This is a genomic window from Paenibacillus lupini, from assembly GCF_011761355.1.
GTDB classification, from domain to species: Bacteria; Bacillota; Bacilli; order Paenibacillales; family Paenibacillaceae; genus Pristimantibacillus; species Pristimantibacillus lupini.
Window position 1 is genome coordinate 441,171 of record NZ_JAASRW010000004.1, and the last position, 14,315, is coordinate 455,485.

Here is a 14,315-nt window from a genome sequence, read left to right on the forward strand (position 1 = left end):
TGATTATAACCGGATAACGGGAGGATTATGTCAATGAGTTATGTTGTTGGTATAGATTTAGGTACTAGTGCTGTTAAGGCACTGCTCGTTGACAAGAACGGAATGGTAGCTGCGGAAGCATCCCGCAGCTATCCGCTGTTCCACGAGCATTCCGGCTGGAGCGAGCAAAAGCCGGAAGATTGGGTAACTGCTACAATTGAAGCTCTTCATGAGGTTGCTTCAGCTAATGGAATTTCTGCTGAACAAATCGAAGGCATTAGCTTCTCTGGTCAAATGCACGGTCTCGTGCTTCTGAACGGAGAAAACAAACCTGTTCGTAATGCCATTCTGTGGAATGACACACGTACGACGGAGCAATGCCGTGAGATCGAACGCACGCTTGGCGACAAGCTGCTTGGTATTACGCGCAACCCGGCGCTTGAAGGCTTCACGCTGCCTAAGATCCTGTGGGTTCGTCAATATGAGCCGCAAGCCTTCGAGCAAGCAAAGCTGTTTGTACTGCCGAAAGACTATGTACGTTATGCATTAACTGGCGAGCTGCATATGGATATTTCCGATGCTGCTGGTACGTTGCTGCTTGATGTTGCTGCAAAAGAATGGAGCAGCGATGTGCTGGTTGCATTCGGTCTGCCTGCAAGCTTCTGCCCGCCGCTAGTAGAATCGCATGGCCTAGTAGGTACGCTGCTTTCTGAGATTGCTGAGCGCACGGGCCTTAAGGCTTCGACGAAAGTATTTGCCGGCGGCGCCGACAATGCTTGCGGAGCGATTGGCGCAGGTATTTTGTCCGAAGGCTTGACCCTGTCGAGTATCGGTACTTCGGGCGTTATTCTCTCTTATGAAAATGACAAGAACAAAGACTTCCAAGGCAAAGTCCATTTCTTCAACCACGGCAAAGAAGACTCCTTCTATGCAATGGGCGTTACTTTGGCAGCAGGCTACAGCCTGAGCTGGTTCAAGAAGACTTTTGCTCCTAACGAATCGTTTGATGAAATGCTGCAAGGTGTAGGTGAAGTACAACCTGGTGCTGGCGGACTTTTGTTCACGCCTTACCTCGTTGGCGAACGTACACCACATGCCGATCCGGCAATCCGCGCAAGCTTTATTGGCGTGGACGGCTCGCATGAGCGGATTCATTTTGCCCGTGCTGTTATGGAAGGGATTACGTTCTCGCTTAACGAGTCCGTAGATCTATTCCGCAGCGTTGGCAAGACAGTCGATAAAGTCATCTCCATTGGAGGCGGCGCGCAAAATCCAGTATGGCTGCAAATGCAAGCGGACATCTTCAACGCAACAGTTGTTGCACTTGAGAATGAACAAGGCCCAGGCCTTGGTGCAGCAATGCTGGCAGCGTACGGCTGCGGCTGGTTCGAAAGCCTTGAAGCTTGTGCAGACAAGTTCGTGAAGCATGCTGCTTCGTACGAGCCACAGCCTGAAGCTGTTGAAACGTACAAAGGGCTGTTCCGCATCTACCAGCAAGTGTATGCACAAACGCGCGGCATGAACGAAGCGCTTGTTGCTTACCGGGGTTAATAGCTTTACTCTATAACGCGAGTTGATACCGTTTCTTCCGTTTAACTGGGAGGAACGGTTCTTTTTTTGCGAATCATGGCCGTCTACGTTGGAATTCATCCAGCAAAATGGTGCACCGAGACCGATGGCCTTTGCTATATTGGATTCTTCCCAATGGGATCGGCTGGTTTGGACAGAAAGGAGTCTATTATGGAAAAAGTTACTGGATAGAATCCAAGATAGCTAGCGTCAGTGGGAGTTTGGGATGATTTACGTTGGACAAATTCCAATGTAGGGGTGATGTTCGCCGAGTGGATTACATTACTACTTCAAATGCTACGCCAAAGATTCTTGAAAAAGCAGAATGGAAGTAAGTAATACAAGGAAAAAAAGGCCGTTCCCGGTCAGCTCTGCGACGGGATACGGCCTTTTTTTGCATGTGGTGGATTAAGACTTCGCTTCAGTCGATACTTCTTCTTTGGAATCCGACACGAGTTCCTTAGCCGATGTTTTGAATTCATGAAGCGTACGGCCTACTGCACGGCCAAGTTCAGGCAGCTTGGAAGGTCCAAATATAATCAATACCACTACAAGAATCATCATGAGTCCTGGGAAACCTACGTTTTGCAACATACGATCATCTCCATTCGATTTTTATTATTAGTCTTGGTTATGATTGCTTGGATAGGCCGCTACTGCTTCGATCTCAATAAGCCAATCGGAGTTGACGAGTCCACCTACACCAACGGTAGATCGGGCTGTCTTAGTCGGATTTTCTTTTGTGTTGAAATATTTAGCGTAAGCTTTGTTCCATCCGTCGAAATCGAACTTGCCTTCTTTGGCAGCATCAGGCGCTATGTATACGCGCAGATAAGTAACATCTTTCATCGATAAGCCTTGCTCTTTCAGCTGGGCTTCGATGTTTTTCAGAATGCTAAGGCCTTGCGTCTCTGTATTGCCATAACGATCGTAGATTGTTTTGCCTTCTTTGTTAATGACAGAAGGGACCGTGCCACTCGTCTCGAAGGTTGCAGTGCCTGCCGGCATCGCTACCGCGCTTGAGATCGAAGACTGCGGGCTGCCGTAAAATTCAGGCTCATGAATCGGTGCAAGCGGATATTTGTTTGGTGTAACCGCTGCGTATACACTGGCCGTTGCGGCCATACAGGAAATAATAACGGCACCTGCGATAACTTTCATTTTACCTGTCATCTTCATCATTTGACCCCTCCTAGGCTATTCCTTCATGACGCGTTCATGGATGTCTGTGACAACCTCACGCGCGGATTCAATACTGCCTGCCATCCAAGCGGTAATATAGCTGATATGTTCACCGGCAAGATATACGCGGCGGTCAGGCTTACAGAGCACTGGATAGTTCGTTTTGCGGTCATCCGCAGAGTAAGATACCCAACTGCCCTCATTATATTTAATCGACTTCCAGTTAACGGAGAAGGATGATTCGAATTCCTTGTAGTATTGCGGATGAATCTTCCCGCCTTGGGCGAGCGCATGTGCTTCGCGTTCCTTAAAGGACAAAGCACCAATTGTATCCGCGTTTGAACCTTGAGCGTAATAGCCAAGCAGCAAGCCTTTTTTGGCAAAATAGTTCGTTGGCGGATAGTAGATAGAGGAGATATCCATGTTCGTCAACGTGTTACCGCCATAGATTTGGTCGTCTTCCTCCCAGAACCGGCGTTTGAACTGCAGACCGATTTTACCGGCGTTAGCGTACTTGGTATTATTGATAGCTTTAGTCATCTCTGGAGAGAGGTCATGCTTGATGTTCTTCAGCACGGTGAGTGGAATCGTACAGATGAGATAATCGCCCTCGATCTGTTTCGTTTCTCCATTCAAGAGGTCTTTGTAGGTAACCTGTACCTTTTCTCCGACATGCTTGAATTCACTGACCTCGGAATTGAACTTGATCTTGTTGCCAAGCCGTTTCTCGAAAGCCTTCGGAATGGCATCGATTCCACCGACCGGATGGAACATCATCATTTGTTGATCGTAGCTGTATTCACTTGAGAAGAAATTGCCGAATCCGGAGTTAATGATCGCTTTCATGTCGAATGGATCGCGAATGACACCGGCATCGAGTCTTGATCCTGGTTCATCCTTATAACCACCGCGGGACGAGCCTTTGTAGAACAAGTCGGCATCAAGGTTGCCTTCGGAGCGGAGATAAGCAACAACCTTCGCTTTCTCCTCTGCGGTAACCGGAAGATCGAGGCCGGGTTGATTGATAGCTTTGGCGAGCAGCTCGTTGACAAAGCCTCTATAATCAGCCTTTGCAGCTCGTTTCCGAACTCGAGTGCCGGATAAGGCGCCGACATTCTCATTGTAATAGTAGGCACTATCATTGACGTTATTGAACGGCTCCATAATAATGCCGAACTCACGGCAATAATCCATCGTGACATGGAACTGAGGGATACGCATACAGCCTGCATTCAAATACATGCCGTCATCAAAGCGTGCAACCTGCTTTTGGCCGCCCATTTCCGTAACAGTTGTACCGCGGCGTACAGACCAGTTCCGCCCGCCGGAGCGAGCACGAGCTTCCAGGATGGTACAGTCATAACCTGCTTTGCCAAGCTCATAAGCAGCTGTTAGACCAGCGAGACCTGCGCCGAGAATCACGATTTTTTTACCGGAACGGCTCGTGCCTTTCAGATCCCAGCTGGATGGGGGTGTATAGTCTGCTGCTTTCAGCGTTTCCGGTGTAAACAGCCCCATTGTCCCCATCACACTAAATACCGCGGCTGCCCCGCCGATTTTGCCGACTGTCGTCAGAAATTGTCTGCGCGATAGTTCATTAGGTGTCTCTTTTGTTTCCATGCCCTTCAGCTCCTTCGCTTGATCGTTTGCTTCTCTCGGGAAAAAATGTAACACGGATTTTCAAGTGTTAGCCAACGTTTTGTCAGGAAGGTTGACATAGATAAAATTTATATAATCAATAAAAATAATCGATCACTAAATAGCTGTTAGGTAATTATAACCATATATAGGTGTGTTTTGAGACAGTGAGTTTCATAAAAACTCAAGTAAAATGAGCGTTTGAACATCTGTTCTGTTCGTTTTGTTACATAATCTCATCTGACACCAGGTTGTCTGACAAGGGCAATCAGTCCCATTGACGGAATTTGGCAGCCCTGATAATATCTCGTTCAAGAGAACTTATGTTAGATTTCCTTACATGTTCGTTAGAGGAGGCGTCCGGCGATGAAAGACAAGGTAATCGGCATTGGAATCGTAAGTGACTTAACTGGCTTGACGGAAAGGCAAATTCGTTATTATGAGGAGAAGCAATTGATATTCCCGGGGAGATCCAAGGGAGGCGCACGCAAGTACTCTTTTGAAGATGTGGATCGCTTAAAAGAAATTAATGATAAGCTTCGGGATGGCTTCCATACCTTTGAGCTTAGAAAACCGGGAAGGTTGTGCAGCGAATGAAGAGGATTGAGGAAACGATGACGCTGCTTTCGCATCTGACCGAGCTTAGGCGTCGCATCTGGCGAAGTCTTGCTGTCGTATTGTTATCAATGGGGGGCGGCTTGTATTTGGCGCCTAAGTTACTACGTTATTTGAAGAGTGTGCCGCCTGGCTCTGAGATGACCTGGAATGTGTTCTCGCCTTGGGACGGCATTCGGATGTATATGTCCATTGCACTTGTTATTGCACTTACGGTGTCGCTGCCCTATATTTTGTACCAGCTGTGGGGCTTTGTGAAACAAGGGCTTCATCAACAGGAACGTACAGCCGCTTTGCGTTATGTTCCTTATAGTGTTATTTGCTTCCTTACCGGACTTGCATTTGGTTACTTTGTCGTTCTTCCAATGAGCTTCTCCTTCACTTCCAAAATTACAAAAAGTATGGACTTGGTCGAAACCTACGGAGTTGCTCAATATTTCGGTTTTATGATGAATATCGTTATACCGCTTGCTATAGCGTTTGAATTGCCCGTCATTGTTATGTTCTTAACGAAGATTGGAATCCTTACTCCACAGGTGCTTCATAAAATGAGAAGGTACGCATATCTGGTGCTTGTTATCGTGGCGAGCCTAATTTCGCCTCCAGAACTCATCTCTCATTTGCTCGTATTTGTTCCACTCGTCGTGCTCTATGAGATCAGTGTACTACTGTCGCGTGTGGTATACGGACGAAGGAAAACGACAGCGCTGGTTGAAGCATAAACCTACAGCAGAACAGCCTCGGCATTCATGCCGAGGCTGTTTTTTTATTAAAAAGTAAAAGCTTTAACCTTTTGTTCGTTAATTCGATTGTGATAGACAAAAAATGAGCAAATGCGGTGTATTCGACGTTTTATCGCTAGCGGAAGATGTTGGTTGTTATCTATATGTGAGATATACTGACATTATATCAGAGCAAGTCCAGGGGAGGGCTTCATATTCAACCAACATTCACTAGTAAATGGAAGTGGAAAATATCAGTCAGTCAGCGGCTGACGTTATCCTTCCTCGTAATTGTTATCCTTATGGCGGGCAATGGCGCACTCAGCTTTGATCGGATGGATAAGCTGACGGACAATGCGCAGGAAATATCGCAGGTATGGCTCGCTAATATCAAAGCGATCAATGAGATCAATTATTTGAATGAGCACATGCTGACGATTCAATACAAGATGGCGGGTGAGAGTAATCCGTTGAAACGTAAGATGCTGGTGGAGGATGGAGAGTACACGATTGTCATTTTGCAAAAGAAGCTGCAGGAATTTATGGCTCTTCCGAAATCCGGCGATGATATGAACTTATCCCGTAATCTGGAAGGTGAATGGAAAGCCTATCTGGCTTTATACCGCAACGTGATCCGCTATTCTAATCAAGAGGATGAGAAGCAGATTACCGATGCTTTGATGGCATCCGAGCAATCATTCAGTACGATGCAGTCCTATATTAATACATTAATCCGGATGAATGAAGAAGGGGCGAAAGCAGCGGAGAATTCAAGCGAGAAGATTAACCGCGAAGCGGTATTAGCTATTGCTTGCAGTCTTGGCTCAGCGTTGGTGCTGGTGCTGGCTTTGCTGTATTACATACGCAGGACGATATCGCTTCCGATCAAACGTTCTTCAGATGTACTTGCCGAGGTGGCCGGCGGCTCCTTATCCGTCACTATTCCTAAGGTAAGAACACGGGATGAGATTGGTGTTATGGTACGTGCTCTTGATGAGATGGTAGTATCGCTTCGTGAAACGATGCAAAGCGTACAAACGGCTTCGACCAATATCTCTGCTTCATCAGAGGAAATGCTGGCTGCTTCGGAGCAAAATGCAGGTACGGTGGAGCAGGCGGCCGCGATGTTCAAGGAAGCAGCATCCGGTTCGCAAGAGCAGCTGCACAGCTTTGAGGAAATCGGAAGATCTACCGAAGAGATGGCACTTGGGACGCAGCGAATTGCGGAGAGTAGCTCCTTAGCTGCAGAGCTCTCGTCAAAGGCGGAGCGGCAAGCACAAGAAGGCTCCGACACGATTGGGCAGGCGGTTCAGACGATGAGTGTAATTGATGAGACCGTTCGGTCGGCTGCCGAGCATGTCTCGTTGCTTGAGAAGCATATGAACGATATTGGCAAAATAACAGATTTTATTGGCTCGATCTCGAAGCAGACAAACCTGCTCGCTCTGAATGCGGCTATTGAGGCGGCTCGTGCTGGTGAAGCGGGCAAAGGGTTTGCGGTTGTTGCAGAAGAGGTGCGCAAGTTGTCTGTGCAAACGGCAGCATCCGTATCCGACATCGCCAATGTTATTGGAAAGATTAAAGCCGATACGACAGTAACAGTTGATAAAATGAATGCCAGCCGCACGGAAACAATAAGAGGACTGGAGAATGTGAATGCTGCAGGGCAATCGTTCCGTCAGATTACAGCAGCAACCGGTGATGTGTCAGGAAAAATCGAGGAGGTTGCTGCGGCAGCTCAGCAGCTTGCCGTAAGCTCCGAGGAAGTATCAGCATCCATTGAGCAATTGGTGGAGATTGCACATCGTACTTATGATATTGCTAGAACGGTTGCGACTAGTGCAGACAAACAAACCGCTTCGGCGGAAGAGATTGCTTCGGCCGCGAGCGGTTTGACGAATATTGCTCAAGATTTGAACGATCAGGTGATGAAGTTCCGATTCTAGTCAATCGAATTATCGTTTGTAGCCACTCCATATCGATTCCGGCTTTACCCCCAGCTCTCCGGCTATTAGTTCGGCTGTGAGACGCTGGGGCTTTTTAATTTTACCATTCCGAATTTTCGATATGGTAGTTAAGGAAATGAGCGTCGATTGGGCAAGTGAAGTAGCTGTTATGTTCTTGGTTAACATCAGCATACGTAGTTTATAAGCTGGGTCTTCTTCCCGTACCGGCACGGGCTGGAGTATTCCTGTCAGCAAGATGACATAACCTTTAAATTCTTTATTGCCGGAGTAAAAGGGTTTAATGACGGCGGTTGTCATCCGCATCTGGTCTCCCACATGCAGACGGATCTCTGTGTTCTCAGTTGTACCATGGGTGCGGGCGTATTCCATAATACGGCGCAGCGGCTTGCGGCTCTCTTCTGCGACATGGTCGAATATGACCTGATTAATCAGGTTGGCCCCTCGCTGTTTGATTGGTGAGTAATACCGGTTAGCACTTGTAACCCGGAATTGTCCAGACACTCCGATGCTCATTAGTACCTGATTATCCATTGCGAATTCTTCGATATATTTCTCTTCGGATAAATCCTTACAAATAATAATAAAGCAGTTTTGTTCGCTTGAGGGGAGGCGCCGGCTGGTGAACCGTACAGGGACTGAAGCGGTCGACTTCGAGATCAGTACTTGCTCAATCGATGGTTCATTATCCTCGCCTAGTCGTGTCATGAGCCCGCCAAAGGAAAAACCTATTCTTAACAGCCCGTCAGGGTCAGCATCCATTAATTCGGATTTCTTGTACCCGGTTAACGTTGTGAAGGCATAATTTATATCGCGTATATACCATCGATTATGTTCCAACTCGACGATAAACATCGGATCACCTAATAAATAGAACACATTATCCATCTGAACGTCACCATCCTAGAAGTATTTTACAGCAAAACCTATACATAACATCAAATGTTAATAAATATAACGTCACTTAGTATAACTACCATTATATAAAGATTTGCCGAAATAACAACACCTTTTGGTCAATAAAATGGCTGATGTTGGGGAAGCCTAACTTTCTGGAAGCAAATGAAAGGAGATGATGGCGATGAGTTCAGCAATTTTATTTGATTTCGCAGACTCCTTCAGCGCTGCACTGGCGCGGGATACGCTGCAGGAGCTTGGCTATGAACCATTGATGCACGAAGGAAACCGTCTGCATATTCATGTGGATGGTGTAGATTTAACATCGGCACTGGAAATTGCCATGTCTCATGGCGGTCAGTTGGTGGAACAGTCTGCAATCCAGAGTGGTGCGGTAACGGATTCCGCCTATTCCATGAATGCCATTACGATTCCTGCACATATCGTGAATGAGGATTGGGTAGAGGCCGAAGAAGCTCCTGGCTTGCATAATTGGGATGATGAAGCGGATACGAGCAATGAATTTCTGCCGGATCCCGGGGAGTATGGTCATTTCTCAGGGGATGTTCATATTTAGCTAAGCGTGGACAAAAAGAAAAGCGCAGCATCAGCTGCTTAAAGCAGAGGATGCTGCGCTTGTTCCTGCACTATGGCCTGTCGTGAAGGCAGCCGTAATATTATAGCCTCCAGTATAGCCATGGATATCAAGTACCTCGCCGCAAAAGAAAAGACCCTGAGCAAGCTTTGATTGCATCGTCTTCGGATCAATCTCCTTCAGATGCACCCCGCCTCCTGTCACGAAAGCTTCTTCTATCGACAAAGTCCCGTTCACTGCAACAGGGAATTGCTTCATTCTTTTTGCAAGCTCGCGCCAAGGCTCTTTTGGAATATGATCAAACGTTGTATCGCCGCTGATCTCGCATTGACGAAGCAGAAGCTCCAGCAATCTTTCCTGGATATAGGTGCGCAGTACGTTTTTGATTGCCTTTTTAGGCTCCAGCTTCGCGAGCTGTAGTGTTTCATCGAATATCTCGGATTCCGAGCGGTCTGGAAGCAGATCAATAGTTACTAGTACGGTATTTTTTTCTTCTGCGCTTTCGGCAGCTTTCTTTAACTCTTTAACAACAAATTGACTGCAGCGCAGAGCAGCAGGTCCGGATAAGCCGAAGTGAGTGAAGATCATATCGCCTTCATGGGAGACCAGCTTTTTATTCTTTGCGTTCCAGACGCTTAGTGTAATATTGCGCAGCGATAAACCTTGAAGCTCTTTGCTGCGAATCCATGGCTCAGCAGAGGTGAGTGGTACTTCTGTTGGGTACAGATCGGTAATCGTATGACCAGCTTTTTTCGCCCAAGGATAGCCATCACCTGTTGAGCCTGTATGTGGGACGGATTTGCCGCCGGTTGCGATAATGACCGATTTGGTATGGATTACTTCATTAGAAGCGAGTCTAATGCCTTGAACCGCACCGTTCTCGTACAGCACTTCTTTTACTGGCATATTTGTGCGGATCTCGACGCCTTGTTCTTTTACCTTCCGAATCAATGCATCTACAACAGTTTTTGCTTTATCTGACACTGGGAACATCCTACCACGGTCTTCTTCCTTTAAGGCAATGCCCATCCCTTCGAAAAAGGCGATAATCTCGCGGTTGCCGAATTGGTTCAAGGCACTAAACAGAAACCGTCCGTTCCCGGGGATATTCTTGATCAGCTCATCCATTTCATTCGCGTTCGTGACGTTGCACCGGCCTCCGCCGGATATACCAAGCTTACGCCCAAGCTTATCGCCTTTATCTATAAGAAGGGTTGAAGCGCCTGCGCCGCTGGCTGCTACAGCAGCCATCAAGCCAGATGGCCCCCCGCCAATAATAATGACATCAAACATCTTTTATTCCACTGCCTTTCCTACATATATAACGTTTAACGTTTACACTTGAGATACATTGTAACATTCTTTTCTAAAATAGAAGAAAGTATAATTGAATTATAACGATCACACGTTCAACCATAAAGGAGCGAGGCACATGATTCGGACGGACTGGCGGTTCAGCGGAGCAAATGGGGAGATATATGCAAGAGAGTGGCTGCCTGACGTGAAAGAGCCACGAGGCGTCGTATGTATCGTGCATGGGATGGGCGAACATGGAGAGCGTTATGCTTCTGTAGCGGAGAGACTGACAAGCGATGGTTATGCGGTGTTAGCCCATGATCAGGAAGGGCATGGCCGTTCACCTGGTCAACGGGGGCATGTTTCTTCTATAGAAGCAGCCGTTCAGAATACATCGCTGTTGATGGAGCAGGCACGCGCTCGTCATCCGCATCTGCCATGCTTTCTTTACGGACATAGTATGGGGGGCAATGTTGCCATCAATTGTGTGTTGCGTCTTCAACCCGATATTGATGGTCTAATTCTGAGCAGCCCATGGCTGCGTCTTGCAAAAGGGCCAAATGCTGTAATGAAGGTGCTCGCCCGACTTCTCGTACGTGTTGTTCCAAAGCTGTCTTTGTCAACGGGGATCAGCCCGGATGATCTGTATCGTCCTGGATACGATCATGCCATTCCGTTTATGAATGATCCGCTATGCCATAGTTCCATTAGTATCAGGACATTCCATATTATGACGGACTCTGGAGAGTGGGCTATCGCGCATAGCGATGAGCTGCAGGTTCCTGTATTACTGGTTCATGGGACGGGCGATAAGGTAACTTCGTATGCGGCAAGCAAAGAGGTAGCTGATCGTCTTCAAGACCGGTGTAAATTTGTTACGTATGATGGCGGCTATCATGAGCTTCATAATGATATTTTTGCTGTTCATTTATTAAATATTGTTACTAACTGGATTACAAAGCGATTGTAAAATAATGAGAGGTATGATTTAATCGGACTATCAGGGAAAGACAGGTTATTTACTATAACATGACGCATAAATATAGAATCCGTTTTGGGGAGACTGATCGTCTGTGTTAAAAGAATTGCTATTACAATTCTTTATTACGCTAGTGCCTGCCTTTGCCTTTCAATTATGGCATAACTCCAGCCGATATTGGCGGAGTATTCCCGTCGTTATGGGTTTGTCCAGCTGTATTGCTATGGCATTGTGCATGATTTTTACGCAGGACTATTACGGTTGTGAACTGAATTTCAGGCTTACACCATTATTAATTGGTTCTTTGTATGGAGGACCATACTATCTTCTACTATTAAGCGGCGTATATACGGCGCTTCGAATTCCATATCTCGATAGTACCGGGGAAACAATTGTATTTGTTGCCTTTATGCTGATCTTTATTATTGGCATGTTGGCTGTAATAGGACCATTCCAGCGGGCGAACCAGCGCAGCAAGATTAGAATGGTGATGCAGCTCATCTCGGGTATATGTGGTTTTGTAGTTTTATCCTTTACGGTTGCTGTTATAACGACAAATATGCCTGTGACAACGGAGTTTGTACTGCTCTTCATTCTCATGCTTGTTATGTCGGTGATGTCTTCATGGATATCGGTCTATGCAGTTGAGAGCTATAAAGAGAATACTCAGCTTCATTATGATGTGAAACGGGTCTCTAACAGCTATCAGCAGGAAGTAGAGAAACTCCAGCAATTAATTGATCAGACCAATATTGCGATCATTCTTGTTAACCAGCATGGAAAGATCACCCATGTGAACAAGATGGGTATACGTCTATTGATTGATGGACAGTACGAACTCAGCGATATTATCGGACAATACTTCCATGAATTTTTTTGCGAAGGAAAGCATGAAACGAATATTAGGCTGCTGCGTGAAGCCCTTCGTGGCCAAAGCCCTGTTCATGAATTTCTGCAGATCGAGGATAACAGCACTTTGCTTAAGACGGCGTTTTGTATCCGCAATTTGCAAACGAATGTCGTTACAGGAGCGGTGCTGCTAGCACAGGATATTACGGAATTATCCTTACTGCGTAGTGAAGTTGGCAGGATGGAGCGACTCAGCTTGATCGGACAAATGGCAGCGAGCATTACGCATGAGATCCGAAACCCAATGGCGGTTATTCGAGGCTTCGTGCAGCTCATGCGGGAGCGAAGCCCCGACAATCAGCAGGCCTATTTCCGCATCGTGATGGACGAGCTGGACCGAGCGAATACGATCATTAGTGACTTCTTGTCGCTGGCCCAGAACAGGGCACTGACAATGGAGGAAGGCTCCTTGCATGATATTATCCGAGAAATGGTTCCGCTTTTAAACGCGGATGCCAATATGCGGGGTCAGACCATTGATGTAGAGCTTTGCGATTACATTCCCTTTATTCCGCTTAATGAAAAAGAAATCAAGCAGCTGCTCTTGAACCTGGCTCGCAACGGCATGGAAGCCATGAACGAGAAAGGCCGTCTGTATATACATACGACTTACATAGCTGACAAAGAAGAAATTGTGCTTCGAATTCAAGATCAAGGGACTGGTATATCGGAAGAGCAAAAGAAGCGGATCTTTGATCCATTCTTCTCAACCAAGACGCAAGGAACAGGACTTGGCCTTCCGCTATGTGTCAGTATCGCAGAACGCCACAATGGTCGAATTAACGTTGAATCGGAGCAAGGGGTCGGAACAACCTTTATCGTTTCGTTTACACGTCAATCGGCGTAACTCCAAACATAATGCTTGAGACTTGCGTACATACTATCGTTGGAAGATCAGTCACACATAGGAGGTCCTCTACGATGGTACAAAACAAAAAAGGCAACTCAAACGAGCAGTCCCAGCAAGCAGCTAAAAATAAAGCCGGCTCGGCAGCTCCTGGCGAGGCAGGCTTCGATAAGAAGCTGGATGGGCCAAACCGCCCTTCGATTTAAGGTATACATCAATGGGTAAGGGCAAAGAGGACGATCCGTCACTTGATCCGTTCGAGATCGCCTTCCTTCCGGAGTTTCGTGAGGGAAGAGGCCCGCATGAGCCGTTCGTGAACGAACATGGAGTTGTAATCGGGGATCATGACTATGATTCACCTGATTCGCCGCTTAATCAGTGGAGCACCGATACGGATCCGGCTGTAATGGCTGGTGACCAGTGGGTTCATCCGTATAAGGATATCGGGTTCCAAACCGCCGAGAACAGGGAATATTTCGAACAGGGAATTGAGCCTCAGGCGGGGATTTTTATGCATCTGGACAAAAATAGTGCTTACCGGGCTGGAGATCCCCTCCTCAGCACGGAAGAAGAGTCACCAAAGCAACCGGAGTGAGTGCACTCCGGTTGCTTTATTTTCATAGCGGGCGGTATAATAGTAACTAAAATTAGGTTATTAAAAAGGAGTGTGTTTCAAATGTCGATGTCATTTGAAAGATATATGCTGGATATGGTTCAACCAATGCGTGATGACTTGACCCGAATCGGGATCAAAGAGCTTCGTACCCCTGAAGAAGTAGCGGAATCGCTGCCAGAAGCAAAAGGAACAACACTTGTTGTTGTTAACTCCGTATGCGGCTGTGCTGCAGGACAATGCCGCCCAGGCGTTGCTGAGGCGCTGCAACATGATATTACACCGGATCACCTGTACACAGTATTTGCAGGTCAAGACAAAGAAGCTACGGCTAAGGCTCGTGAATATTTCGCACCGTACCCGCCTTCTTCCCCATCGATCGCTCTGATGAAAGATGGCGAGCTTGTTCATTTTATCGAACGTCATCAAATCGAGAATCGTTCTGCTGCTGAGATTGCGGAAGATCTGACAAACGCATTTGACCGTTTCTGCCGTTAATTCGCTATTTGG

The 14,315-nt window shown here is 46.9% G+C and carries 15 protein-coding genes; 10 read left to right on the forward strand and 5 right to left on the reverse strand.

The genetic code is table 11. The features are described from left to right. Window positions 1-33 precede the first annotated feature (33 nt). A complete protein-coding gene (xylB, locus tag FHS17_RS15425; RefSeq protein WP_167279290.1) occupies window positions 34-1,530 on the forward strand; it encodes a xylulokinase in 1,497 nt (498 codons plus the stop codon). A 426-nt stretch (window positions 1,531-1,956) separates the two neighbouring features. Here the strand turns inward: xylB and FHS17_RS15430 are convergent, their stop codons facing one another. Genes FHS17_RS15430 through FHS17_RS15440 form a run of 3 tightly spaced genes read right to left on the reverse strand, consistent with a single transcriptional unit; the run spans window position 1,957 to window position 4,350 of the window. Beyond that, a complete protein-coding gene (locus FHS17_RS15430; protein WP_167279291.1) occupies window positions 1,957-2,142 on the reverse strand; it encodes a twin-arginine translocase TatA/TatE family subunit in 186 nt (61 codons plus the stop codon). Window positions 2,143-2,169: 27 nt separating this feature from the next. Continuing rightward, on the reverse strand, window positions 2,170-2,730 hold the full coding sequence (locus FHS17_RS15435; protein ID WP_341805835.1) for a RidA family protein: 561 nt from the start codon (window positions 2,728-2,730) through the stop codon (window positions 2,170-2,172). Between the two features lie 15 nt (window positions 2,731-2,745). Beyond that, the gene (locus FHS17_RS15440; protein WP_167279292.1) at window positions 2,746-4,350 is read right to left on the reverse strand and encodes a flavin monoamine oxidase family protein; all 1,605 of its coding nucleotides are present in this window, start codon (window positions 4,348-4,350) and stop codon (window positions 2,746-2,748) included. Between the two features lie 384 nt (window positions 4,351-4,734). Here FHS17_RS15440 and FHS17_RS15445 point away from each other — a divergent pair, with 384 nt between their 5' ends. The 3 genes from FHS17_RS15445 to FHS17_RS15455 all read left to right on the forward strand — a co-directional run bounded on the left by FHS17_RS15445 (window position 4,735) and on the right by FHS17_RS15455 (window position 7,651). Then, window positions 4,735-4,965 (forward strand): MerR family transcriptional regulator, encoded by a 231-nt coding sequence (locus FHS17_RS15445; protein ID WP_167279293.1) that lies wholly within the window; start codon window positions 4,735-4,737, stop codon window positions 4,963-4,965. Continuing rightward, a complete protein-coding gene (gene tatC, locus FHS17_RS15450) occupies window positions 4,962-5,705 on the forward strand; it encodes a twin-arginine translocase subunit TatC (RefSeq protein ID WP_167279294.1) in 744 nt (247 codons plus the stop codon). The genes FHS17_RS15445 and tatC overlap by 4 nt, the downstream gene beginning before the upstream one ends. 251 nt (window positions 5,706-5,956) lie before the next feature. Continuing rightward, window positions 5,957-7,651: a methyl-accepting chemotaxis protein gene (locus FHS17_RS15455; RefSeq protein WP_341805839.1), complete on the forward strand. Its 1,695-nt coding sequence runs from the start codon at window positions 5,957-5,959 to the stop codon at window positions 7,649-7,651. A gap of 9 nt (window positions 7,652-7,660) precedes the next feature. Here the strand turns inward: FHS17_RS15455 and FHS17_RS15460 are convergent, their stop codons facing one another. After that, complete coding sequence (locus tag FHS17_RS15460; protein WP_167279296.1) at window positions 7,661-8,557, reverse strand: helix-turn-helix domain-containing protein; 897 nt, start codon at window positions 8,555-8,557, stop codon at window positions 7,661-7,663. A 193-nt stretch (window positions 8,558-8,750) separates the two neighbouring features. Between FHS17_RS15460 and FHS17_RS15465 the strand changes: the two genes are divergently transcribed. Further along, window positions 8,751-9,143, forward strand: coding sequence for a hypothetical protein (locus FHS17_RS15465; RefSeq protein ID WP_167279297.1), 393 nt, complete (start codon window positions 8,751-8,753; stop codon window positions 9,141-9,143). Between the two features lie 30 nt (window positions 9,144-9,173). On the opposite strand, the gene FHS17_RS15470 is transcribed toward FHS17_RS15465, so the two are convergent. Beyond that, window positions 9,174-10,454 carry a BaiN/RdsA family NAD(P)/FAD-dependent oxidoreductase gene (locus tag FHS17_RS15470; protein ID WP_167279298.1) on the reverse strand — a complete coding sequence of 427 codons (1,281 nt, stop codon included), beginning with the start codon at window positions 10,452-10,454 and terminating at the stop codon, window positions 9,174-9,176. A gap of 139 nt (window positions 10,455-10,593) precedes the next feature. Between FHS17_RS15470 and FHS17_RS15475 the strand changes: the two genes are divergently transcribed. The 5 genes from FHS17_RS15475 (at window position 10,594) to FHS17_RS15490 (ending at window position 14,303) form a co-directional block, all read left to right on the forward strand. Beyond that, entirely contained in the window at window positions 10,594-11,427 is an 834-nt protein-coding gene (locus FHS17_RS15475; protein WP_167279299.1) for an alpha/beta hydrolase, read from the forward strand. Between the two features lie 103 nt (window positions 11,428-11,530). Beyond that, complete coding sequence (locus FHS17_RS15480) at window positions 11,531-13,192, forward strand: ATP-binding protein (RefSeq protein ID WP_167279300.1); 1,662 nt, start codon at window positions 11,531-11,533, stop codon at window positions 13,190-13,192. A gap of 74 nt (window positions 13,193-13,266) precedes the next feature. Continuing rightward, window positions 13,267-13,398 (forward strand): hypothetical protein, encoded by a 132-nt coding sequence (locus tag FHS17_RS30900; protein WP_279590358.1) that lies wholly within the window; start codon window positions 13,267-13,269, stop codon window positions 13,396-13,398. Between the two features lie 11 nt (window positions 13,399-13,409). Then, complete coding sequence (locus tag FHS17_RS15485) at window positions 13,410-13,787, forward strand: DUF3905 domain-containing protein (RefSeq protein ID WP_167279301.1); 378 nt, start codon at window positions 13,410-13,412, stop codon at window positions 13,785-13,787. An 81-nt stretch (window positions 13,788-13,868) separates the two neighbouring features. Continuing rightward, window positions 13,869-14,303 (forward strand): BrxA/BrxB family bacilliredoxin, encoded by a 435-nt coding sequence (locus FHS17_RS15490; protein ID WP_167279302.1) that lies wholly within the window; start codon window positions 13,869-13,871, stop codon window positions 14,301-14,303. The last annotated feature ends 12 nt before the right edge of the window (window positions 14,304-14,315 follow it).